Annotated in this window: 25 protein-coding genes; 11 read left to right on the plus strand and 14 right to left on the minus strand. The window is 72.5% G+C overall.

All coding sequences use genetic code 11. The annotated features are described in order from the left end of the window. Positions 1–196 precede the first annotated feature (196 nt). Positions 197–1,918 (plus strand): streptophobe family protein, encoded by a 1,722-nt coding sequence (locus tag ACFYXS_RS22565; protein WP_389250894.1) that lies wholly within the window; start codon positions 197–199, stop codon positions 1,916–1,918. A gap of 70 nt (positions 1,919–1,988) precedes the next feature. Continuing rightward, entirely contained in the window at positions 1,989–3,227 is a 1,239-nt protein-coding gene (gene serB / locus ACFYXS_RS22570) for a phosphoserine phosphatase SerB (protein ID WP_389250896.1), read from the plus strand. Between the two features lie 84 nt (positions 3,228–3,311). Here serB and ACFYXS_RS22575 read toward each other — a convergent pair whose 3' ends face one another. The 4 genes from ACFYXS_RS22575 to ACFYXS_RS22590 form a co-directional block, all read right to left on the minus strand. Continuing rightward, positions 3,312–3,833, minus strand: coding sequence for a histidine phosphatase family protein (locus ACFYXS_RS22575; RefSeq protein WP_319661288.1), 522 nt, complete (start codon positions 3,831–3,833; stop codon positions 3,312–3,314). Positions 3,834–3,903: 70 nt separating this feature from the next. Continuing rightward, positions 3,904–4,146 (minus strand): hypothetical protein, encoded by a 243-nt coding sequence (locus ACFYXS_RS22580; protein ID WP_319661287.1) that lies wholly within the window; start codon positions 4,144–4,146, stop codon positions 3,904–3,906. 153 nt (positions 4,147–4,299) lie between these two features. Then, positions 4,300–4,422: an SGM_5486 family transporter-associated protein gene (locus tag ACFYXS_RS22585; protein WP_319661286.1), complete on the minus strand. Its 123-nt coding sequence runs from the start codon at positions 4,420–4,422 to the stop codon at positions 4,300–4,302. Positions 4,423–4,485: 63 nt separating this feature from the next. Continuing rightward, positions 4,486–5,781: a CynX/NimT family MFS transporter gene (locus ACFYXS_RS22590; protein WP_389250899.1), complete on the minus strand. Its 1,296-nt coding sequence runs from the start codon at positions 5,779–5,781 to the stop codon at positions 4,486–4,488. 43 nt (positions 5,782–5,824) lie between these two features. Here ACFYXS_RS22590 and ACFYXS_RS22595 point away from each other — a divergent pair, with 43 nt between their 5' ends. After that, entirely contained in the window at positions 5,825–6,505 is a 681-nt protein-coding gene (locus ACFYXS_RS22595) for a FadR/GntR family transcriptional regulator (RefSeq protein WP_389250901.1), read from the plus strand. Here the strand turns inward: ACFYXS_RS22595 and ACFYXS_RS22600 are convergent. The 3 genes from ACFYXS_RS22600 to fabG form a co-directional block, all read right to left on the minus strand. Continuing rightward, positions 6,474–6,809, minus strand: coding sequence for a hypothetical protein (locus ACFYXS_RS22600; protein WP_389250903.1), 336 nt, complete (start codon positions 6,807–6,809; stop codon positions 6,474–6,476). The genes ACFYXS_RS22595 and ACFYXS_RS22600 overlap by 32 nt on opposite strands. Before the next feature lie 220 nt (positions 6,810–7,029). Then, entirely contained in the window at positions 7,030–7,797 is a 768-nt protein-coding gene (gene fabI / locus ACFYXS_RS22605) for an enoyl-ACP reductase FabI (protein ID WP_319661281.1), read from the minus strand. A gap of 2 nt (positions 7,798–7,799) precedes the next feature. After that, complete coding sequence (gene fabG / locus ACFYXS_RS22610; protein WP_389250906.1) at positions 7,800–8,504, minus strand: 3-oxoacyl-[acyl-carrier-protein] reductase; 705 nt, start codon at positions 8,502–8,504, stop codon at positions 7,800–7,802. Between the two features lie 211 nt (positions 8,505–8,715). On the opposite strand from fabG, the gene ACFYXS_RS22615 reads away from it, so the two are divergent. From ACFYXS_RS22615 to ACFYXS_RS22625, 3 genes are read left to right on the plus strand one after another with little or no spacing between them, the layout of a single operon-like run. Next, a complete protein-coding gene (locus tag ACFYXS_RS22615; protein ID WP_389250908.1) occupies positions 8,716–10,239 on the plus strand; it encodes a TldD/PmbA family protein in 1,524 nt (507 codons plus the stop codon). Further along, a complete protein-coding gene (locus ACFYXS_RS22620) occupies positions 10,236–11,627 on the plus strand; it encodes a metallopeptidase TldD-related protein (protein ID WP_389250910.1) in 1,392 nt (463 codons plus the stop codon). The genes ACFYXS_RS22615 and ACFYXS_RS22620 overlap by 4 nt, the downstream gene beginning before the upstream one ends. 20 nt (positions 11,628–11,647) lie before the next feature. Next, positions 11,648–12,199 (plus strand): RNA 2'-phosphotransferase, encoded by a 552-nt coding sequence (locus tag ACFYXS_RS22625; RefSeq protein ID WP_389250913.1) that lies wholly within the window; start codon positions 11,648–11,650, stop codon positions 12,197–12,199. 11 nt (positions 12,200–12,210) lie between these two features. Here ACFYXS_RS22625 and ACFYXS_RS22630 read toward each other — a convergent pair whose 3' ends face one another. Next, positions 12,211–12,492 (minus strand): GlsB/YeaQ/YmgE family stress response membrane protein, encoded by a 282-nt coding sequence (locus ACFYXS_RS22630; protein WP_389250915.1) that lies wholly within the window; start codon positions 12,490–12,492, stop codon positions 12,211–12,213. A 180-nt stretch (positions 12,493–12,672) separates the two neighbouring features. Here ACFYXS_RS22630 and ACFYXS_RS22635 point away from each other — a divergent pair, with 180 nt between their 5' ends. Continuing rightward, the gene (locus tag ACFYXS_RS22635) at positions 12,673–13,035 is read left to right on the plus strand and encodes a DUF3099 domain-containing protein (protein ID WP_389250918.1); all 363 of its coding nucleotides are present in this window, start codon (positions 12,673–12,675) and stop codon (positions 13,033–13,035) included. A 171-nt stretch (positions 13,036–13,206) separates the two neighbouring features. Then, entirely contained in the window at positions 13,207–13,452 is a 246-nt protein-coding gene (locus ACFYXS_RS22640) for a hypothetical protein (protein ID WP_319661274.1), read from the plus strand. Here ACFYXS_RS22640 and moaA read toward each other — a convergent pair. The 3 genes from moaA to ACFYXS_RS22655 form a co-directional block, all read right to left on the minus strand. Continuing rightward, positions 13,435–14,424 carry a GTP 3',8-cyclase MoaA gene (moaA, locus tag ACFYXS_RS22645; RefSeq protein WP_389250921.1) on the minus strand — a complete coding sequence of 330 codons (990 nt, stop codon included), beginning with the start codon at positions 14,422–14,424 and terminating at the stop codon, positions 13,435–13,437. The two genes, ACFYXS_RS22640 and moaA, sit on opposite strands and share 18 nt — an antisense overlap. A gap of 94 nt (positions 14,425–14,518) precedes the next feature. Continuing rightward, a complete protein-coding gene (locus ACFYXS_RS22650; protein ID WP_389250923.1) occupies positions 14,519–16,156 on the minus strand; it encodes a cation acetate symporter in 1,638 nt (545 codons plus the stop codon). After that, on the minus strand, positions 16,153–16,536 hold the full coding sequence (locus tag ACFYXS_RS22655; protein ID WP_389250925.1) for a DUF485 domain-containing protein: 384 nt from the start codon (positions 16,534–16,536) through the stop codon (positions 16,153–16,155). The genes ACFYXS_RS22650 and ACFYXS_RS22655 overlap by 4 nt, the downstream gene beginning before the upstream one ends. A gap of 282 nt (positions 16,537–16,818) precedes the next feature. On the opposite strand from ACFYXS_RS22655, the gene ACFYXS_RS22660 reads away from it, so the two are divergent. Beyond that, positions 16,819–18,354, plus strand: coding sequence for a S8 family serine peptidase (locus tag ACFYXS_RS22660; protein WP_389250927.1), 1,536 nt, complete (start codon positions 16,819–16,821; stop codon positions 18,352–18,354). 31 nt (positions 18,355–18,385) lie between these two features. On the opposite strand, the gene ACFYXS_RS22665 is transcribed toward ACFYXS_RS22660, so the two are convergent. The 3 genes from ACFYXS_RS22665 to ACFYXS_RS22675 are packed head-to-tail and all read right to left on the minus strand — an operon-like array spanning position 18,386 to position 20,975. Beyond that, positions 18,386–19,429, minus strand: coding sequence for a zinc-dependent alcohol dehydrogenase family protein (locus ACFYXS_RS22665; RefSeq protein WP_389250929.1), 1,044 nt, complete (start codon positions 19,427–19,429; stop codon positions 18,386–18,388). Continuing rightward, positions 19,414–20,130: a lysoplasmalogenase gene (locus tag ACFYXS_RS22670; protein ID WP_389250931.1), complete on the minus strand. Its 717-nt coding sequence runs from the start codon at positions 20,128–20,130 to the stop codon at positions 19,414–19,416. Before ACFYXS_RS22670 ends, ACFYXS_RS22665 begins: the two co-directional genes overlap by 16 nt. After that, entirely contained in the window at positions 20,127–20,975 is an 849-nt protein-coding gene (locus ACFYXS_RS22675; protein WP_389250933.1) for a sterol desaturase family protein, read from the minus strand. The genes ACFYXS_RS22670 and ACFYXS_RS22675 overlap by 4 nt, the downstream gene beginning before the upstream one ends. Before the next feature lie 383 nt (positions 20,976–21,358). Between ACFYXS_RS22675 and ACFYXS_RS22680 the strand changes: the two genes are divergently transcribed. Continuing rightward, positions 21,359–22,345: a DEDDh family exonuclease gene (locus ACFYXS_RS22680; RefSeq protein WP_389250936.1), complete on the plus strand. Its 987-nt coding sequence runs from the start codon at positions 21,359–21,361 to the stop codon at positions 22,343–22,345. Between the two features lie 90 nt (positions 22,346–22,435). Then, positions 22,436–22,690: a hypothetical protein gene (locus ACFYXS_RS22685; protein ID WP_319661264.1), complete on the plus strand. Its 255-nt coding sequence runs from the start codon at positions 22,436–22,438 to the stop codon at positions 22,688–22,690. The last annotated feature ends 33 nt before the right edge of the window (positions 22,691–22,723 follow it).

Consider the following 22,723-nt stretch of genomic DNA (forward strand, 5'->3'; position numbering starts at 1 on the left):
AACTATTCCAGGCACGACCGTCCGGCAGAACCCGACCGTTCGGCACGATGTGAACGGGCTGCCGGGAATCCGTTGACGGCGCCGAAACACCACCGGAGAGTGGTAACCGCCCGGGATCCGTGCGGATCATGACGGACCGGGGCATGAGCAGCGCAGGCATCACAGGCGGTCCGGACGCGACACCTCGGGGGCGGGCATGACGACGTACACCTCCACACCACCATCCGCCGCGCCCCCGCACCCACCGCGGGCGATCCCCTGGGGCAGCGTGCTGCTGTCCGCGATCGCGGCCGTCAGCTGGGCGTATCTGGCGATGGTGGGCGTGGCGGCGCTCGGGCTCCATCTGCTCGGGGCGGACACCGCGGGCTCCCTCGGGCCGATGACCGCCGCCGTGGTGGCCATGGCGGTGGGCGGCAAGGTGAGCCCGTCCGGGGACGTCGCGGTGTTCGGGCTCGACGGCGCGGGCGCGGCGGGCGCGCTCGACGTGATGCCGCTGGGAGTGGGACTGGTCGGGGCGCTGCTCCTGGCCTGGATCTTCCTGCGCTCGCTGCGCCGGGCGGGCATGACGGTCCCGGCCGGCGAACTGGTCGCGCGCGCCGGGACGGTGACGGTCCTTTTCGTGGCGCTGCTCGGCGTCCTGGGCTGGGCGGGCGAGGACACCATCGCCATCGACGGCGCCGCGCTGGGCGGCGGCAAAAGCGGCGGCGGGGGCGGCCTGATCGACCAGTTGCCGGGGATCGGCGACATCGGCGGCGGACTGGGCGACGGGCTGCAGGACCTGATCGACGCCAAGGCCTCGGTGAGCTTCCACGTGGACACCGGCCGTTCGCTGCTGGGCGGGCTGCTGTGGGTGCTGGCCGTGCTGCTGCTGACGCTGCTCGCCTCGCGGCGCACGCCGCTGCCGCGCGGTCTGGAGGCGGTGCACACGGCTGTCCGCCCGGCCGCCTCGGCGCTGCGCTGGGTGCTGCTGCTGGCCGTGGTCGCGGGGTACGCGGCGGCCGGCTACGCGGCCGCCACCGGGGACGAGCCGAAGCGGATCGCCGGCGCGGCGCTCCTGGGGGCGCCCAACGGTGTCTGGCTGGCGGTGCCACTGGGCCTGTTCGTCTCGTGGAAGGGCACGGCCACCGGCGAGCTCGCCAAGGTGCTGCCCGACCCCCTCGACCGGCTGCTGACGGGGAAGACCCACGAGCCGGTGACCATGGGGCGCCTGGCCGAACTCGACCACAGGGTCTGGCTGCTGACGGTGGCCGTCGCACTGATGATGCTGGCGGCCGGGGCGCTGGCCGCGGCCCGCACGCCGCTGCGCGGCGCCTCGCGGGCCGGGTACGCCGGGCGGTGCGCGCTGAGCCTGGGGGCGGTCACGGCGCTCGCCTTCCTCCTGCTGGTGCAGCTCACCGGTGTCTCCGTGGACGCGGGACTGTCGGTGTTCGGCTTCGACGCCGTGGGCGCCGGGATCGATCTGCACGGCAGCATGCCGCTCGCGCTGCTCCTGGGTGCCGCCTGGGGTGCCGCGGCGGGCGGCGCGGGTGCGCTGCTGGCCCTGGCGACGGGCACGGCCGGGCGCAGGGTGTCGCCGTACGTGCCGGCGGGCACGGGAACGGGCGCTGCCACGCCCCGTCCGCCGCACCCGGTGCGGGCGCCCGTGGCGCCTCCCGGTCCCGTGGGCCCGCAGGACTCCGGGCGCACCTACCCGGGCATCGCGTACGAGCCCGGCCCCTACCTCCCCAGCCCCGACTACCAGCCGCACGAGGAGGAGCCCAACCCGTACAAGCAGTCGCCGCCCTCCGACGCCCCGCACTCGGCGCGGACCGTCACCGGGATGCCGCTGCCGCCCCCGCCCGGACCGCCGCCGGGCCGGCCCCCGGGACCGCCCCCGCAGAATCCGCCGCCACCCGGCGCGCCGGGACGGCGCCGCTGACCACGGGCACTGTCCGGCAGGCGGAACGCGTCTCCGTCCGGGTCCGGGCGCCGGATACGGTGGTCTCACCATGAACGACGCATCGCAGGCGACCACCGCCCCCGCCGTCAACGTGCCGACCCTCCTGGTCAAGATCTTCGGCAAGGACCGGCCGGGCCTCACCGCAGGGCTCTTCGAGACGCTGGCCGGCTTCCAGGTGGACGTCGTCGACATCGAGCAGGTCGTCACCCGTGGCCGCATCGTGCTCTGCGCGCTGGTCACCGCGCCCACCGGTCCAGGCGTGGAGGGCTCGCTGCGGGCGACTGTGCACTCCTGGGCCGAGTCGGTGCGCCTGCAGGCCGAGATCATCTCCGGTATCGGCGACAACCGGCCGCGCGGCGAGGGCCGCTCCCATGTGACCGTGCTCGGGCACCCGCTCACCGCGGAGTCGACGGCGGCCATAGCGAACCGCATCACCGCCGTGGGCGGCAACATCGACCGCATCTTCCGACTCGCGAAGTACCCGGTGACGGCCGTGGAGTTCGCCGTGTCCGGGGTCGCGACGGACGCGCTGCGCCCGGTGCTCGCCCTGGAGGCGCACCAGCGCGGCGTGGACGTGGCCGTGGTGTCGTCGGGGCTGCACCGCAGGGCGCGGCGGCTGGTGGTCATGGACGTGGACTCCACCGTCATCCAGGACGAGGTGATCGAGCTCTTCGCGGCGCACGCCGGCTGTGAGGAGGAGGTCGCCGAGGTGACGGCCCGCGCGATGCGGGGCGAGCTGGACTTCGAGCAGTCGCTGCACGCGCGGGTGGCGCTGCTGGCGGGGCTGGACGCGTCCGTGGTGGACAAGGTGCGCCAGGAGGTCCGGCTGACGGCGGGCGCCCGCACCCTGATCCGCACCCTCAAGCGCCTGGGCTACCAGGTGGGTGTCGTCTCGGGCGGCTTCACGCAGGTCACCGACGACCTCAAGGAGCGGCTGGGGCTGGACTTCGCGGCCGCCAACACCCTGGAGATCGTCGACGGCCGGCTCACCGGCCGGGTGGTCGGGGAGATCGTGGACCGTGCGGGCAAGGCGCGGCTGCTGCGGCGCTTCGCCGCGGAGGCCGGGGTGCCGCTCGACCAGACCGTCGCGATCGGCGACGGGGCGAACGACCTGGACATGCTCAACGCCGCCGGGCTCGGGGTGGCGTTCAACGCCAAGCCGGTGGTGCGGGAGGCCGCCGACGCCGCGGTCAACGTGCCGTTCCTGGACACCGTGCTCTATCTGCTGGGCATCACCCGCGAAGAGGTCGAGGCGGCCGACGCGCTGGACGGCGCGGTCGAGGCGTAGCGGTCCCGAGAGGCCGGCGCCCCGCGGCGGGACCGGGAGCGCGTGCGCGCCGCCCCGGGCCCGTCGCCGGTGTCCGCGGCCAGGTCAGTCGTGCGGGGACCAGAACTCGACCAGGCGCCCCACGCCGTGCTCGACCGTCTTCCAGGGACCGGTGAAGGTGATCACGGCGATCGACGCGGTGGGGAAGCCCGTGCGCTCGATCCGCGCGAGGGCGTCCCCCTCGCTGCTGCCGGCGAGAGCGTCGGCGAGGGCGTGGATCCCCGGGTTGTGGCCCACCAGCAGCAGGTCGTCGACGTCCTCTGGGGTCTCGTTGAGCAGCGCGAGCAGATCTCCGAGGGTGGCGTCGTAGAGCCGCTCCTCGTAGACGGTCCGGGGGCGGTGGGGAAGTTCGTGGGCGACGAGCTTCCAGGTCTCGACGGTGCGGACGGCCGAGGAGCAGAGGGTCAGGTCGAACGGGATGTCCAGCTCCATGAGCCTGCGGCCGGCGACCGGCGCCTCCTTGCGTCCACGGTCGGCCAACGGCCGCTCGTGGTCGGGAACGGCGGGCCAATCGGCCTTGGCGTGCCGGAGCAGGACGATCCGGCGGGGCGATGCAGCTGCGCTCATGACCCTCAGCTTTCCAGAAAACCGCCCGGCAGGCGCGGGAGCGGCCCGGATCGCGGACGGCGTGCGGAGGTTACAGCAGGTGTTGCAGCAACGCCGGGAGCACCTCGGCGAGCCGGGTGAACAGGCGTGCGGCGGGCTCGGCGGCCGAGGCGTTCGCCGTGCCCGGGCCGGCGACGAACGCGAGCAGCGCGGCGAAGGCCAGGGCGGGCAGCGCCAGCGCCCACCACGGCAGGCGCGTCTGCGCGGCGCCGTCGGCCGCGGCACGAACGGTGCGGGGGCGCGGGGCGCGCGAGGGAACAGCCTGCGTGGACACGGGACCGCCTCCGAGGTGCGGGGTGCTGATTGACCTTGCACCACGACGCTACGGAACCGCGGACCGCCGGCCCATCGGGTGGCCCACCCACTTGACCCTGACCCTGACCCCCTAGGGGAGGTGGGGTTGTCCCTACCCCGGCTCGGGGCCGGGTCAGCCGAACTTGGCGCCGATGGTGGCGATCACCGCGACGAGGGCGGGGACGGCGAGCATGAGGCCGAAGATGATCAGGAGCTTCTTCTGCGGCTGCGGGGGGTTGGGCTCGAGCACGGGCATGGCCTCAGTCTGGCACCGGCCCGCGGCCGGCCCGCACCCGGGTCGCCCGGGACGCCGGGTCCGTCAGAGTTCGTCCTCCACCGACCGGTCGCGTCCGGCGACCATGCCCGCGGCGATCTGCGGCAGCAGCAGGGCGAGCATGAAGGCGACGGGCAGGTCCCAGCCGCCGCTGTGCTGGTAGAGGACGCCGACCAGGATCGGGCCCGGGATGGAGATCAGGTAGCCGGTGCACTGTGCGAAGGCCGACAGCCGGACCACTCCCGCGCCGGTGCGCGAGCGCATCCCGATCATGGTGAGGGCGAGCGGGAAGGAGCAGTTGGAGATCCCGAGCAGCACCGCCCACACCCAGGGCGCGGCGGCCGGCGCGAGCCACAGTCCCGCGTACCCGGCGAGCCCGAACAGGCCGAGGCCCACGGCCAGTCCGCCCTGGTGCCGCATCCGCCCGGCCAGCGCGGGCAGCACGAAGGACAGCGGCACGCCCATCACCATGGTGACGGCGAGCAGCACTCCGGCGGTGGAGGCGGAGATCCCCGCGTCACGGAAGATCTGCGGCAGCCAGCCCATGGTGATGTACGCGCCGGTGGCCTGGAGCCCGAAGTACACGGCCAGCGCCCAGGCGGTGCGGCTGCGGGTGATGCGGCCCGCCGCGACGGGGGCGGGCGCCGCGGGGACCGGGACGCTCGCGGTGCCGGCGCCGGCACCACTGCGGTCGCGCACGAGGGCGAGCCAGGGCACGACGGCCACGACCGCGACCACCGCCCAGACACCGAGTCCGGCGCGCCAGTCGCCGCCCAGGGCGCGCGTCACGGGGACGGTGGCCGCGGCGGCCACGGCGGTGCCCAGGGAGAGCGCCATGGAGTACAGGCCGGTCATGGTGCCCACGCGGTCGGGGAAGTAGCGCTTGACGACCACGGGCATCAGGACGTTGCCGACGGCTATGCCGGCCAGTGCCAGGGCGCTGGCGGCGAGGAAGACGACGGTGCCCCCGGCGAACGGGCGCAGGGCGAGTCCGATGGTGATGGCGGCCAGTCCCCCGCAGACCACGGCGCCGGGCCCGCGGCGGCGGGCCAGCCGGGGCGCGGCGACGCCGAAGAGGGCGAAGCACAGGGCCGGCACGGAGGTGAGCAGCCCGGCGACGGTCCCGCTCATGCCCAGCCCGTCGCGGACCTCTTCCAGGAGCGCGCCGAGGCTCGTGATGGCGGGCCGCAGGTTGAGCGCGGCAAGGACCAGCGCGACGGCGACGAAAACCCGGGTGCGGGCGCGGGTGTGCGTCATGCTCTGCGGAGCGGCAGACGTCTGTGCGGGCAAGGAGGGTCCTGCCGTGGCAGGGTCGATCGTTGTGGCTTCGTCGTCACGCATGCGCACCATCATAGAATGATGGGATGAATCCTGAGGAGGGTCCATGCCCTTGACCTCGCCCCGGCGGTCCGTGCTCGCCGACCAGGTGATCACGCAACTGCGCGCCCAGATCACCTCCGGTGAGTGGCCGGTGGGTTCGCGCATCCCCACCGAGGCGCAGCTGGTGGAGCAGCTCGGGGTGGCCCGCAACACCGTCCGTGAGGCCGTCCGCGCCCTGGCGCACAACGGTCTGCTCGACATCCGGCAGGGATCCGGCACCTATGTGCTGGCGACGAGCGAGATGGCCGGCGTCATGCACCGCCGCTTCGCCGACGCCGATCCCCGGCACGTCGCCGAGCTGCGCAGCGCCCTGGAGGCCTCCGCGGCGTCGCTGGCCGCCTCGCGGCGCACGGACCGCGACCTGAGGCAGCTGGACGCGGCTCTGGCGCGGCGTGAACGGGCCTGGCGCGCCGGTCGCGCGGACGTCTTCGTGGACGCGGACGCGGCGCTGCACCTGTCGGTCGTGGCCGCCTCGCACAACGAGGTCATCGCCGAGCTCTACGCCGACCTGGGCGAGGTGCTGCGCGAGTTCCTCCGCGCCGACATCGGCGAGGAGCTGAGCCCCGAGACGTACGTGGACCACTCCCGGCTGGTCGAGGCGATCCGCGAGGGTGACCCGATGGCGGCTTCGGAGGAAGCCGCGGGCCACGCCTTCAGCTGCCGCTTCCGTCCGGCAGACGGGTGACCCAGACGCTCGATATCTCCTCCCAGCAGCGGTCGCTCAGCGTCACCGTCTCCGCCGGGCCCACCGGGACCTGCGGGCCGTCCACGTCCGGGTCCCACCACTGGGCGCACTCGATGTGCAGCTGCACGTGGTCCAGGTCCGGATCCGGGTTGAAGCAGATGGCCACGCCCTCGCTGCCCTGCACAGAGGTGCGGCACTCGGTGTCCTCGACGGCGCCGGAGGCCGCCCTGGCGACCGCCGCGGCCGGGCCCGCGACCACCGAGGCCGCCGCCGCGGCCGCCACCGCGTAGAAGCGCACACGCACGATGCACACCCTCCCTCTGTTGCCCCGCCGGCGTCCCCCGGCTGTCCCACTCGTCCGCTCGCCCCGCACCCCATGGTGGCGGCGCGCACCGGCCCCCACCCGGAATGCTGGGCCGAACGGGGGAACCGGCCCCGAACGCGCGTACGGCCCCGGCCCGCCCGAAGGCGGCGCCGGGGCCGTACGCGGAGACGAACGACGACGGGGAACGGACGCGCAGGCGTCAGGCGCCGATCGCGTGCAGACCGCCGTCGACGTGCACGATCTCGCCCGTGGTCTTGGGGAACCAGTCGCTGAGCAGCGCCACGACACCGCGGCCGGCCGGCTCGGGGTCGGCCACGTCCCACTCCAGGGGGGAGCGGTGGTTCCAGACGTCGGCGAGCTCGCTGAAGCCCGGGATGGACTTCGCGGCCATGGAGCCGATCGGGCCCGCCGAGATCAGGTTGCAGCGGATGTTCTGCTTGCCGAGGTCGCGCGCGATGTAGCGCGACGTGGCCTCCAGGGCGGCCTTGGCCGGGCCCATCCAGTCGTACTGCGGCCAGGCGTACTGCGCGTCGAAGGTGAGGCCGACGACCGAGCCGCCCTCCTGCATCAGCGGCAGGCACGCCATGGTGAGCGCCTTCAGCGAGTACGCGGAGACGTGCATGGCCGTGGCGACGGACTCGAACGGCGTGTTCAGGAAGTTGCCACCGAGCGCGTCCTGCGGCGCGAAGCCGATGGAGTGGACGACGCCGTCCAGGCCGCCGAGCTCCTCGCGCACCACGTCGGCCAGGGAGGCCAGGTGCTCGCCGTTGGTGACGTCCAGCTCGATGACCTTGACGGGCCTGGGCAGCTTCTTGGCGATGCGCTCGGTCAGCGTGGGCCGCGGGAACGCCGTGAGGATGATCTCGGCGCCCTGCTCCTGGGCGAGCCTGGCGGTGTGGAAGGCGATGGAGGACTCCATCAGCACGCCTGTGATGAGGACGCGCTTGCCGGCGAGGATTCCGCTCATGCTCAGTGACCCATGCCCAATCCGCCGTCCACGGGAATGACGGCTCCAGTGATGTATGCGGCCTCGTCGGACGCGAGGAAGCGGACCGAGGCGGCGATCTCCTCGGGCTGCGCGTACCGGCCCAGCGGGACCTGGCCGACGATGCCCTTGCGCTGCTCGTCGGTGAGCACGCGGGTCATGTCGGTGTCGACGAAGCCGGGGGCGACGACGTTGACGGTGATGTTGCGCGAGCCGAGCTCGCGGGCGAGGGAGCGGGCGAAGCCCACCAGGCCGGCCTTGGACGCGGCGTAGTTCGCCTGTCCCGCCTGGCCGGTCAGGCCCACCACGGAGGAGATCAGCACGACGCGGCCCTTGCGGGCCCGCAGCATCTTCCTCGCCGCGGCCTTGACCACCCGGAAGGTGCCCGTGAGGTTGGTGTCGAGGACGGAGGTGAAGTCGTCGTCGGACATCCGGAGCAGCAGCTGGTCGCGGGTGACGCCGGCGTTCGCCACCAGCACCTCGACGGGACCCTGCTTCTCCTCGATCTCCTTGTAGGCCTGCTCGACCTGCTCGGGATCCGTGATGTCGCAGCGGACGGCGAGGAAGCCGGCCGGCGGCTCGCCCGAGCGGTAGGTGATGGCGACCTGGTCACCGGCGTCGGCGAAGGCCCGGGCGATGGCGAGGCCGATGCCCCGGTTTCCTCCGGTGACGAGAACCGAGCGGCTCAACGGATCACCCTTTCCATAGTGGTCTTGTACACCGAAAAACTATCTGCCTACGCGGCGGTACGGAGAATCGACCCCCGACAGGGGCATGTGCGCGTCGCTGTCGAGTCCCTACAGAAAAGGGCAGGCGGGGGCGGTGTCGGAGGGGCATGATTCACTGCGGAGCACATGACGCACACCGACGTTGACGCATCGGGCAGAAGGGGAGGCCGTCGTGCCCCATGAGGTCGATCAGTCATTTCTGGCGCTGCCGCTGAGGGCGCTGGCCGACGCCGCGCTGGCACGCGCCCGCGCACTGGGCGCCGAGCACGCCGACTTCCGCTTCGAGAAGGTGCGCGGGGCCGCCTGGCGGCTGCGCGACGGCAGACCGTCCGGTTCCTCGGACACGACGGACATGGGCTACGCGGTGCGCGTCGTGCACGGCGGGGCCTGGGGTTTCGCCTCCGGGGTGGACCTGACGATGGACGCGGCGGCGCGAGTGGCCGGCCAGGCGGTCGCCATGGCGAAGCTGTCCGCGAAGGTGATCGCCGCGGCGGGCTCGGACGAGCGCGTGCAGCTCGCGCCGGAGCCGGTGCACGCGGACAAGGTCTGGGTCTCGGCGTACGACGTCGACCCCTTCGATGTGCCCGATGCCGACAAGACCGCTCTGCTGGCCGAGTGGAGCGGCCGGCTGCTGGCCGCCCCGGGCGTGTCGCACGTGGACGCCTCGCTCATGACGGTCCACGAGAACAAGTTCTACGCCGACACCTGGGGCACGACCACGACCCAGCAGCGGGTGCGGGTGCACCCGCAGCTGACCGCCGTCGCGGTGGACCCGGCCTCCGGCGAGTTCGACTCCATGCGCACCCTGGCCCCGCCGGCGGGCCGCGGCTGGGAGTACCTGACCGGCACCGGCTGGGACTGGGACACCGAACTCGCGGAGATCCCGGAGCTGCTCGCCGAGAAGATGGCGGCCCCCTCGGTGGAGGCGGGCGCGTACGACGTGGTGGTCGACCCGTCCAATCTCTGGCTGACCATCCACGAGTCGATCGGCCACGCCACCGAGCTGGACCGCGCCCTGGGTTACGAGGCCGCCTACGCCGGCACCTCCTTCGCCACCTTCGACCAGCTGGGCAAGCTCCAGTACGGCTCCGGGCACATGAACGTCACCGGCGACCGCACCGCCGAGCACGGGCTGGCGACCGTCGGCTACGACGACGAGGGCGTCGCCGGCCAGTCCTGGGACCTGATCAAGGACGGCGTCCTGGTCGGCTACCAGCTGGACCGCCGCATCGCGCGGCTGACGGGCTTCGAGCGCTCCAACGGCTGCGCCTACGCCGACTCCCCCGGCCACGTGCCGGTGCAGCGGATGGCGAACGTGTCGCTGCAGCCCGCGCCGGACGGCCCGTCGACGCAGGAGCTGATCGGCGGCGTGGAGCGCGGCATCTACATCGTCGGCGACCGCTCGTGGTCCATCGACATGCAGCGCTACAACTTCCAGTTCACCGGGCAGCGCTTCTTCAGGATCGAGAACGGCCGACTGGCCGGCCAGCTGCGCGACGTCGCCTACCAGGCGACCACCACCGACTTCTGGGGCTCCATGGAGGCCGTCGGCGGCCCGCAGACCTACGTCCTCGGTGGCGCCTTCAACTGCGGCAAGGCCCAGCCCGGTCAGGTCGCCGCCGTCTCGCACGGCTGCCCGTCCGCGCTCTTCCGCGGCGTGAACATCCTCAACACCACGCAGGAGGCCGGTCGATGAGCACCCTCTCCAAGCCCCACGAGATTGTCGAGCGGGCCCTGGAGCTGTCCCGTGCGGACGGCTGCGTGGTCATCGCCGACGAGGACTCCTCGGCCAACCTGCGCTGGGCGGGCAACGCCCTGACCACCAACGGCGTCACCCGCGGCCGCACGCTCACGGTGATCGCGACCGTGAACGGCGCGCAGGGCACCGCCTCCGGCGTGGTGTCGCGGGCCGCGGTCACCGCGGACGACCTGGAGCCGCTGGTGCGGGCCGCCGAGGCGGCGGCACGTGACGCGGGACCCGCCGAGGACGCCCAGCCGCTGGTCGAGGGGGTGCCCGCGAGCGCCTCCTTCACCGAGCCGCCCGCCGAGACTGGCTCCGGCGTCTTCGCGGCCTTCGCGCCGGCGCTCGGCGAGTCCTTCGCCGTGGCCCGGGCCGGCGGCCGGCGGTTGTACGGCTTCGCCCAGCACAGCGTCACCTCGACCTACCTGGGCAGCTCGACGGGCCTGCGGCTGCGCCACGACCAGCCGAGCGGCACGCTCGAACTCAACGCCAAGTCCGAGGACATGTCCCGCTCGGCGTGGGCCGGCGCGGCCACCCGCGACTTCACCGACGTCGACCCGGCGGCGCTCGACGCCGACCTCGCACAGCGACTGGCCTGGGCCGAGCGCCGGATCGACCTGCCCGCCGGACGCTACGAGACGCTGCTGCCGCCGTCGGCGGTGGCGGACCTGGTGATCTATCAGCAGTGGAGCTCCGCGGCCCGGGACGCGGCGGAGGGCCGCACGGTCTTCAGCAAGCCCGGCGGGGGCACCCGGATCGGCGAGCGGCTGTCGGAGCTGCCCCTGACGCTGCGCAGCGACCCGCACGAACCCGGGCTGGAGTCGGCCCCGTTCGTGATCGCGCACGCCTCGGGTGACGACTCGTCGGTCTTCGACAACGGCCTGCCGGTCGAGTCGACCGACTGGCTGCGCGACGGCGTCCTGCGGCGGCTGTTCACCACCCGGCACAGCGCGGGGCTGACCGGCCTTCCGACGGCGCCGGTCGGGGGCAATCTGATCCTCGACGGCGGCGGCAAGCGCTCGCTGGAGGAGATGGTCGCGGACACCGAGCGCGGGCTGCTGCTGACCTGCCTGTGGTACATCCGCGAGGTGGATCCGGCCACCCTGCTGCTGACCGGGCTGACCCGCGACGGGGTCTACCTGGTGGAGGGCGGCGAGGTGACCGGCGTGGTGAACAACTTCCGGTTCAACGAGTCGCCGGTGGACCTGCTGGGCCGGGTCACCGAGGTGGGCCGCACCGAGCGGACGCTGCCGCGCGAGTGGGGCGACTGGTTCACCCGGGCCGCGTTCCCGGCGATGCGGATCCCGGACTTCAACATGAGTTCGGTCAGCCAGGGGGTCTGACCGCCGACAGGGGTGGGGCGATGGACGAGAAGCAGACGGTCAAGGTCTCGAAGTTCCTGGCCCGCGTGCTGCGGCACGACCCGGGTTCGATCGGGATCGCCCTCGACGAGGGGGGCTGGGTGGACGTGGACGTGCTGATGGCCGCGTCCGCCCGGGCGGGCCGGCGCTTCTCGCGTGCCGACCTCGACCATGTCGTGTCGAGCAACAACAAGAAGCGGTACGCGTATTCGGAGGACGGCCGGCGGATCAGGGCCAGCCAGGGCCACTCGGTGGAGGTCGACCTCGGTCTGGCCGCCACCGAGCCGCCGGCCGTCCTCTACCACGGCACCGCGAGCACGACCCTGCCGATCGTGCTGGCCGAGGGCCTGCGCCCGATGACCCGTCAGGACGTGCACCTGTCGGCGGACGTGGAGACGGCCGTGCGCGTGGGCACGCGGCACGGCCGTCCGGTGGTGCTCGAGGTGGACGCCGCGGGACTGGCCGCCACGGGCCATGTCTTCCGGGTGAGCGCCAACGGCGTGTGGCTCACCGACCGGGTGCCGCCTGCCTTCCTGCGGCAGCACCACTCCTGAGGCAGCCGGGCTCAGACGGCCGTGCGCTGCCTTCTGCCGCGGACCGAGGCCCACAGCGGCGTCACCAGGGCCACCACAAGGACGGCGCCGATGATCTGCAGCACGTGCCTGATCCAGTCGATGCCCGCCGTGTGCTTGACGCCGAGCCAGCCCGAGACCGCGTTCCCCAGAAACGCGCCGAGGATGCCGCAGATGATGGTCAGCCACCAGGGGATGTCCTGCCTGCCCGGCAGGAGGAGCTTCGCGAGGAAGCCGAGCACGATGCCGACGATGATCGCCCATACCCAGTTCATGACGTCAGTCTGTGCGGGGCAGTGGTACGTCGCATGCGGGATACCGCCATACGTTGTACGGCGGCCCGACGGTGTCACCCGGAGGCCGCCCCCCGCTCTCGAATGCGGCGCACACGCGGCGTAACGTGGAGTACGTCGGAACCGGGAGCTTCCGGCATTTCGAGCAGGCGGTGGAACGTGATGCGGAAGCACAGTGATCCAGGGGTCTTCCGGATCACCGGGACGGCGGCGGGGCTCACGGACGACGTCCGGGGCCGGCAGCGCCGCTACATCATCTCGATGTCCGTGCGCACCGTTTCGTTCATCCTGGCCGTCGTCCTGTGGCACGTGTGGACCCCGCTGGCATGGGTGGCGCTCGTCGCCGGGCTGGTGCTGCCGTACATCGCCGTGGTGCTCGCCAACGCGGGCCGTGAGAACGCCCGCAACCTGCCGTCCTCGCACCTTCCGCCGGTCGTCCCCCCGGCTCTGGGACCGGGGCGGGAACGGCTTCCCGCGGAGTCCGAGACGGAAGCCGACGGACGCTCTTCCTCCGGTCGCGGCTGAGCTCTTTCCGGGCTTCGGAAGCTCAAGAAAAGCTCAGATCAATCATGGGGATCCACTCCACTGGGGGCCTTTCCCCGTGACATACTGCGTACGCGCTCCGCATCCCCCGTCGGAGCGACGGACCGACGCCGGGCGGCTCCCCCCGTGGCTGCCCGGCGTCGCCATGTTTGGATGGGGTTCGTGACCAACGAATCGCCGATCTGCTCCGCCAAGGGGTGCCGCGCCCCCGCTGTGTGGGTGCTCTCCTGGAACAACCCCAAGCTGCACACTCCGGAACGCCGCAAGACCTGGCTGGCGTGCGAGGAGCACCGCGAGCACCTGTCGTCGTTCCTGGGGGTGCGGGGGTTCCTCAAGGACGTCGTGCGCTTCGAGGAGTGGGAGGAGCCGGCGGGCCGGGACTCAGCCGCCGATCGCTGACATCGGGCGCTCGGGCTGCAGGAACGAGGGGTCGTCGAGGCCGGAGCCGGCCTTCTTGCCCCACATCGCGACCTTCCACGACTCGGCGATCTCCTGGTCGGATCCGCCGGAGCGCAGTGCGCCGCGCAGGTCCGACTCCTCGCGGGCGAACAGGCAGTTGCGTATCTGGCCGTCGGCGGTGAGCCGGGTGCGGTCGCAGGCCCGGCAGAAGGGCCGGGTGACGGAGGCGATCACGCCGACCCGGCCGGGGCCGCCGTCGACCAGCCAGCGTTCCGCCGGGGCGTGCCCACGTGCCTCGTCCGCCTCGGCGGTGAGGACGAAGCGGGTGGCCAGGCTCTCCAGGATCTCCTCGGCGGTGACCATGTCGCTGCGCTGCCAGCCGTGCTGGGCGTCGAGCGGCATCTGCTCGATGAAGCGCAGCTCGTAGCCGTTTCCGAGGGCCCAGGCCAGGAGCTCGGGGGCCTCGTCGTCGTTGACCCCCCGCATCAGCACGCTGTTGACCTTGACGGGGGTGAGCCCCGCGTCCCGGGCGGCCTCCAGGCCGCGCAGGACGTCATGGTGCCGCTTGCGGCGGGTCAGCGCCTGGAAGACCTCGGGGCGCAGGGTGTCCAGGGAGACGTTGACCCGGTCCAGTCCGGCGGCGCGCAGCGCGGCGGCCGTGCGTTCGAGGCCGACGCCGTTGGTGGTGAGGGAGAGCTTCGGGCGGGGCTCCAGGGCGGCGCAGCGCTCGACGATGCCGACGAGCCCGGGCCGCAGCAGGGGCTCGCCGCCGGTGAAGCGGACGTCCTTGACCCCGAGCAGCGTGACGGCGATGCGCACCAGCCGGACGATCTCGTCGTCGGTGAGCAGCTCGGGCTTGCCGAGCCACTGCAGCCCTTCTTCCGGCATGCAGTACGTGCAGCGCAGATTGCACCGGTCGGTCAGCGAGACCCGCAGGTCAGTGGCGATCCGGCCGTAAGTGTCGAGCAGCACGGCGCGCCTCCCTCCTGCGGTCGGGTCGGTGGCACGGCAGTGCCGTCCCGTTACTCCGAAGCCTACGGGACAGCACCGACGTTCAACAGTTCGTTCAGTGTGCTCCGGCTCCGGTGAGGGAGCGGACCTCCAGCTCCGCGTACTTGCGGTCGGCGTCCGGTTCGGGCTTGGACAGGAGCGTGCCCAGGATGCCGAACAGGAAACCGACGGGGATGGACACGATGCCCGGGTTCTCCAGCGGGAACCAGTGGAAGTCCTCGCCGGGGAACATCGAGGTCGCCTTGCCGGACACGACCGGCGAGAAGACCACCAGGACCACGGAGGTGATCAGGCCGCCGTAGATGCTCCACAGTGCGCCGCTGGTGTTGAAGCGCTTCCAGAACAGGCTGTAGAGCAGCGTCGGCAGGTTCGCGGAGGCCGCGACGGCGAAGGCCAGGGCGACCAGGAAGGCGATGTTGAGCTTGCCCGCGAAGATGCCGAGCAGGATGGCGACGGCCCCGATGGCGACGGCCGCGATCTTGGCCGCGGCCACCTCCTCCTTCTCGCTCGCCGTCCCCTTGCGGATGACGTTGGCGTACAGGTCGTGCGCGAAGGAGGACGAGGAGGCGAGCGTGAGCCCGGCGACCACGGCCAGGATGGTGGCGAAGGCGACCGCCGAGATCACCGCGAGGAGGATGGCGCCGCCCGTGGAGCCGGCGCCGCCGCCGATCTCCTGGGCCAGCAGCGGGGCCGCGGTGTTGCCGGCCGCGTTGGAGGTGGTGATCGTCTCCGGGCTGAGCAGCGCGGCGGCGCCGAAGCCCAGCGCGATCGTCATCAGGTAGAAGCAACCGATGATGCCGATCGCCCAGTTGACCGACGTGCGGGCGGCCCTGGCGGTGGGGACGGTGTAGAAGCGGATCAGGATGTGCGGCAGCCCGGCGGTGCCGAGCACGAGGGCCAGGCCCAGCGAGATGAAGTCGATCTTCGAGGTCGAGGTGACGCCGTACTTCAGGCCCGGCTCCAGGAAGGCCGCTCCCTTGCCGCTCTTCTCCGCGGCCGCGCCCAGGAGCGTGGACAGGTTCCAGTGGAACTTGGCGAAGACCAGGATGGTGATGAGCAGGGTGCCGCCGATCAGCAGGACGGCCTTGACCATCTGCACCCAGGTGGTGCCCTTCATGCCGCCGATCGTCACGTACAGCACCATGACGACGCCGACGAGGACGACGATCAGCCGCCGCGGGCCCTCGCCGGTGATGCCGAGCAGCAGGGCCACCAAAGCGCCGGCGCCGACCATCTGCGCCAGCAGGTAGAAGATGCTGACGACGATGGTCGAGATGCCGGCGGCGGTGCGTACCGGGCGCTGGCGGAGGCGGAAGGCCAGGGCGTCGGCCATGGTGAACCGGCCGGAGTTGCGCAGCGGTTCGGCGACCAGCAGCAGCGCCACCAGCCAGGCGACGAGGAAGCCGATCGAGTAGAGGAAGCCGTCGTAGCCGACCAGGGCTATGGAGCCGGCGATGCCGAGGAACGAGGCCGCCGACATGTAGTCGCCGGAGATGGCGAGGCCGTTCTGGAAGCCGCTGAAGGAGCGGCCGCCGGCGTAGAAGTCGGTGGCGTCCTTGGTCTGGCGGCCGGCCCAGACGGTGATGGCGAGGGTCGCCGCGACGAACACCGAGAAGAGGCTGATGATCAGCGTCCGGTGGTCGCTGGCCCCGGCCGCGAGGACCTGGACTCCCATGGTGTGCGGCGCGGTCATGCGGAGGCCTCCGTGCTCTCGGTCTCACCGGTGTTCTGGGTGCCCTCCATGCGCGCCTTGATGGCGTCGGAGTGCGGGTCGAGCTTGGAGTTCGCGTGGCGCGAGTACCACACGGCGATCCCGAAGGTGGTGGCGAACTGGGCGAGCCCGAAGACGAGGGCGACGTTGATGTGGCCCACCACCTTGGTGTCCATGAAGCCGCCCGCATAGTTGGACAGCAGGACGTACAGCAGGTACCAGGTGATGAACGCGACGGTGAGCGGGAAGGCGAACGAGCGGTGGGAGCGGCGCAGTTGGGCGAACTCCGCGCTCGCCTGCACCTCGACGTACGAGGCCGCTGACGGCGGACCGGAGGTAGCCGACTGTCGTGCGGAATCCACGATGCCTCCTGTGGGGGCGGAGCTGGGCGGGCACGAGCACGCGACGCGAGCCGAACGTGAGCTACGTCACGCAAAGATCGGACCCGCGCATGGTAAAGGCGTGACCATGGGCTTCGACAGGGGGCGGTGGTTGAAAATTGTCAGGTCCTTACCAACCGGAATCCGGGCTTTCCCCGCAAACGCATTGAAGCGGTGCTCGGGGCGGCGCTAGGTTCCGTCGTCATGTACCCGTCCGGCGGCAACTCTGCCCCGGTGACGCGTAGTCGGACGATTGGAGATCCCATGGCTCCCCTGCCAGGACGGCGCCGCGCTCTCGCGATACCCATCGGCATGGTGCTGGCGGGTGCTCTCGCGATCCTGCCGAACGCCGCCTCGGCCGCCACGGCCGGCACCGCCGCGGGCGGCGGCACCCCCCACGCCGACGGCCCGTTGCTGTCGTACGTGGTCAACACCACCCGGACCAACAGCGGAACCGTCAGAGACGTCCAGCAGGCGATCGACCGCAACGGCGGGGACATCGTCGCGACGTACAAGAAGATCGGCGTGATCGTCGTCCACTCGGCCAACCCCGCCTTCGCCACCGCCATGCGCGCGGTGCGCGGCGTGGAGTCGGCGGGCGCCACCCGCACCGCGGCGCTCCCCACCGCCTCCACGACCGAACTCGGCGCCCCGGAGCGGATCACGGCGGCCGAGGCCGCCGAGGCCGGGTCCAAGGCCGCCCCGGGTCAGGAGCCGCTGGAGGCGGACCAGTGGGACCTGGCGGCCATCGGCGCCGACAAGGCGGCGCGGATCGACCCCGGGGACCGGCACGTCACCGTCGCCGTCATCGACACCGGCGTCGACGACACCCACCCCGACCTGGCGGCCAACTTCTCCGCCAAGCAGTCCGCCAACTGCGTGGGCGGAGTGGCCGACACCAGCCCCGGCGCCTGGCGCCCGTACAGCGCCGATGCCTACCACGGCACCCATGTGGCGGGCGAGATCGCGGCCGCGCGCAACGGCATCGGCGTCGCGGGCGTGGCCCCGGGCGTGCGGGTCGCCTCCATCAAGGTGGCCGACCCCGTCACGCAGCTGTTCTACCCGGAGAGCGTGGTCTGCGCCTTCGTCTTCGCCGCCGAGAACAGCGTCGATATCACCAACAACAGCTACTACATCGACCCGTGGCTCTACAACTGCCTCGACGGCCCCGACCAGCGGGCCATCGTCGACGCGGTCGACCGGGCCGCCCAGTACTCCCACGACAAGGGCGTGCTGAACATCGCCTCGGCCGGCAACTCCGACCACGACCTCGACTCCGACGCGATCGTCGACACCACCAGCCCCGACGACTCCACCCCGGTCACCCGGACCGTCGACCCGCACGTCTGCTGGGACACCCCGACCCAGCTGCCGGGCGTCGTCACCGTCTCCGCGACCGGCGTGCAGAAGCTGAAGTCGTACTACTCCAGCTACGGCCTCGGCGTCGTCGACGTCGCCGCCCCCGGCGGCGACCGCTTCCAGGTCCCGGGCACCCCGTCCGGGAACGGCCGCATCCTGTCGACGCTGCCGGGCAACACCTACGGCTATCTGCAGGGCACGTCGATGGCCTCACCGCACGTGGCAGGCGTCGCCGCGCTCCTGAAGAGCACCCACCGGCACGCGACGCCCGAGCAACTGCAGTGGATGCTCAAGGCGCAGGCCGACAACCCCGGTTGCCCGACGGGCCTGTACGACCCCGACGGCAACGGCGTGCAGGACGCCACCTGCACGGGCGGGCGTCACGTCAACAGCTTCTACGGCTACGGCATCGTGGACGCCCTGGACGCCGTCACCGGGTGACGACGGCGCCCGGGGCACCGGCGCACCGCTCTCAGGCCTTCACCAGGACCTTGAGGGCGGTGCGTTCGTCCATCGCCTTGTAGCCGCCGGGAACGCCTTCCAGGCCGACCGTCAGGTCGAAGACCGCGGACGGGTCGATCGTGCCGTCCAGCACGTCCGGCAGCAGCTCGGGGATGTAGCTCCGGACGGGGGCGACCCCGCCGCGCAGGGCGATGTTGCGGTCGAACATGTCGCTCAGGTCCAGGCCGGTGCCGCTGCCGTGGGGGACGCCGACGTAGCCGATGGCGCCGCCGTCGCGCGTGACGGCGACCGCGGTGCGCATGGACTGCTCGGTGCCGACGGCCTCGATCACCGCGTGGGCGCCCTGGCCGCCGGTCAGTTCGCGGACCGCGGCGACGGCCGCCTCACCGCGCTCGGCGACGACGTCGGTGGCCCCGAAGGAGCGGGCGATCGCGGTGCGCGCCTCGTGGCGGCCGAGCGCGATGATGCGCTCGGCGCCGAGCCGCCGCGCGGCCAGCACGCCGCACAGGCCCACCGCGCCGTCGCCGACGACCGCGACGGTGGAACCGGGCCGCACCCCCGCGCCGACCGCCGCGTGGTGCCCGGTGCCCAGCACGTCGGAGAGGGTCAGCAGACCGGCCAGCAGGCGCTCGTCGGACAGCGCCTCGGCGGGCAGCCGCACCAGGGTGGCGTCCGCGAACGGCACCCGCACGGCCTCGCCCTGGCCGCCGTCGGAGCCGACCTGGCCCCAGAAGCCGCCCTCGGTGCACGAGGTGGTGAGGCCGTCGGCGCAGTACGCGCAGACCCCGTCGGACCAGACGAACGGGGAGACGACCAGGTCGCCCCGCTTCAGCCCGGACACCTCGGAGCCGGTCTCCTCCACCACACCGAGGAACTCGTGCCCGATGCGCTGCCCCGGCTGCCGCGACGCGACCCCGCGATAGGCCCACAGGTCGCTGCCGCAGATGCAGGCCAGCACCACGCGCACGACGGCGTCCGTGGGCTGCCGGACGACCGGGTCGGCCACCTCCTCCACGCGGATGTCGTGGGGGGCGTGGATCACGGTGGCGCGCATACGGAAGTCGTCCTAGCTGCTCGTACGAGTGGGGACATACCACCGTACAGTCCGGCTGCCAGAAGGAACTGCGCGGCCAGGTACGTGAGCATGATCCAGAATCCGGCGGCGGGCGGCTGCGGGAGCCCTGCCAGCCGGGTCGCGATGAGGGTGTCCGAGAGCAGGAACAGCCCGCCTCCGACCGCCGTCGCCGCGGTGCCGAGCCCCGCGCCGCCGGCCGCGACGGCCGTCAGCAGCAGGCTGTAGAGGGCGACCGGGATCCGCAGGGCGGCCGGCAGACCGGGCCACAGCACGGTGATCGCGGCGAGCCACACCAGGGTGTATCCGGCCGCGGCCCACCGTGTCCGGCCGGGGACGGAGAACGCCCCGCGCCGCGCGAGAAGTGTGAGGTAGCAGACGTGGCCGGCCGCGAAGCAGCCCATCCCGGCGAGGAACGCCGCGTCCCCGCCGAACTGCAGCAGCACGTCGCCGCCCCAGCCCAGCAGCAGCGCCGCGAGCAGCACCCGGGGGCCGCCCCGCAGCGCCGCCCAGGCCGCGAGGGCGGGCATCAGCAGCGCCTTGGTGACGTCCTCCGCGCTGCCCGCGCCCGCGAGCAGCGCCGCCAGGTGGGCGGCGCCGACGGCGGCGAACACCGCGAGGGCCACCTGGGCGGAACGGCGGGTCCTGGGGGCCGCCCGTACGGCCTCCGGGTGCGCCGTCACGCCGCCGGGCCCTCGGGCCGCGGGGACCAGCCGGGGCCGCGCAGCAAGTGGCCGGCCCGGTCGCGCCAGCCGCGGGCGGCGGCGACGTCGCGGGCGATGGCGGCGTACTCGTGGGTGGCCACGCGCAGCGGGTTGAAGGTGGCGATGTTCTTCGTCAGCCCGTACAGCGGGCGCTCGGCCTCGGCGGCGAAGGAGCCGAAGAGCCGGTCCCACACGATCAGGATGCCGCCGAAGTTGCGGTCCAGGTAACCGCCCTGCGAGGCGTGGTGCACCCGGTGGTGGGAGGGGGTGTTGAGGACGTACTCGACGGGGCGCGGCAGTTTCCCGATGCGCTCGGTGTGGATGCCGAACTGGTAGACGAGGTTGAGGGAGGAGCAGAAGGCGAGTGCCGCCGGGTGCACACCGCAGGCGATCAGCGGCAGGTAGAACGGCCACGACGTCAGGCTCGTCCAGGGCTGGCGCAGTGCGGTGGAGAGGTTGAACTTCCGGCTGGAGTGGTGGATCACGTGGCACGCCCACAGGAGGCGGATCACATGGTGCCCGCGGTGCTGCCAGTAGTAGAAGAAGTCCTGTGCCAGCAGCATCAGCGGAATCGTCCACCAGTGCACGGGCACGCGGAGCGGGGTGAGGGCGTACACCCCGGTGTAGATCGCGACGATCGGGAACTTCCACAGGAAGTCGAAGAAGAGGCTGCCGAGTCCCATCGACAGACTGGTCGCGGTGTCCTTGGCGCCGTACCCGGCGGAGTCCTCGTCCGGGTGGATCCGGTAGCTGATCACTTCCAGGACGGTGAGCAGCACGAATGCGGGTATCGACCACATCACGGCATCGGGCAGTTGCGGCATGGCGGAACCATAGGGCCGCCCGGCGCCCGGCGAACAGATGTCGTTACCGATCGGTATTTCCCCGGGGCCGGCCGCGCGGGAGCGGGGTGGTCCGGGGCGGCGCAGGGCCGGTCGGCCCAACACGCCCTCTGGGGAGGGGATTTACCCGGCCCGGCACACCGGACGGCTTCCGCGGGACAGGGGCGGCGGGTGCGGAAACCGGACGGCTGACGGCCCATCCGTCGAGGGCGGAGTCGCGCTCGCGCCGGTGCGGGGGCTCCGGCGGGCACCCTGCGAGGGCCCGCCGCGGGGCCCGCTTCCGGCCCGTCCCACCGGCATTGACCGGGGCGGAGCCGGACGGGGCCGGTCCGGAGTGTCGGTGGCCGCCCGTATTGTGTTCCACCATGCACGCGTCCCAGCTTCCGCAGCCACCGTGGCCCGAGGCCTACCCCGACGGGTACGCCGTCGTGGACGTCGAGACCACCGGGCTCGGCCGCGACGACCGGATAGTCTCCGCCGCCGTCTACCGGCTGGACGCGCGCGGCGAGGTGCAGGACCACTGGTACTCCCCCGTCAACCCCCAGCGGGACCCGGGTCCGGTGTGGATCCACGGCCTCACCTCCGACATGCTGGCCGACGCCCCGTTGTTCGGCGAGATCGCGGAGGAACTGGCCGCGCGGCTGGCGGGGCGCGTCTTCGTCGCCCACAACGCGGTCTTCGACTGGTCGATGCTGTCCAGGGAGTTCGCCCGCGCCCGGACCATCGCGCCGGTGGAGCACCGGCTGTGCACCATTGTGCTGTCCAAGGAGCTGGGCCTGCCGCTGCCCAACCACAAACTGGGGTCGCTCGCCGCCCACTACGGCGTCGTGCAGCAGCGCGCCCACCACGCGCTGGACGACGCCCGCGTCCTGGCGGAGGTCTTCCGCCCCAGCCTCCACCAGGCGGCGGCCGGGGGACTGCGGCTGCCGCTGCACGCCTGCCGACCGCTCACCGAGTGGATCGACACCGCCGCGGAACCGCGGTCGGTGGCCGCCGGTTACCGCTCCACGTACCGGCCCATGAGCTGGCGGCCCAACCGCAAGCGGCCCGCCTGCCCCTACCCCAATCCGGGCCGGCTGGAGCAGGACGGCCCGCTGATCCAGGGAATGCGGGTCGCCTTTTCGGGCGACACGAACGTCGACCGCGAACTCCTGGAGGACCGGGCGACCGAGGCCGGACTGCACGTCTCGTCCGGCGTCAGCCGGCTCACCAGCCTGCTGGTCACCAACGATCCGGGCGCCCTCACCGGCAAGACGGTGCGGGCCCGGCAGATGGGCACCCCCGTCATCGACGAGCGGCGCTTCGCCCAACTGCTCAGGGACGTCGCCCCGGCGCCCGACGTACACGGCTGAGGCGGCCCGCGGCGGCCGTTCGGGTGGTACGAGGGCGACGCACCCGCCCTGCGATTGCCGCTCCCCCGCGCCACCCGCACGCTGGGCCTCATGGCCCGATGTGAAGTCTGCGGCAACGACTACGTCATGAGCTTCGAGGTGCACGCCCAGGGGGCCGTGCACGTCTTCGACTGCTTCGAGTGCGCCATCCACCGGATGGCCCCCATCTGCGAGCACTGCCGTGTCCGGATCGTCGGCAAGGGCGTCGAGGTGGACGGCCACTGGTACTGCGGCGGGCACTGCGCCAAGGCCGAGGGCCGCACCGGCATCGTCGACCGCGTCGGGTCCGTGGCGTCCCGGAACTGACGGGCGGCCGACCGGCGGCCGACCGGGCGGTGA

Origin of the sequence: Streptomyces sp. NPDC002574 (assembly GCF_042889545.1) — a bacterium.
Lineage (GTDB): Bacteria > Actinomycetota > Actinomycetes > Streptomycetales > Streptomycetaceae > Actinacidiphila.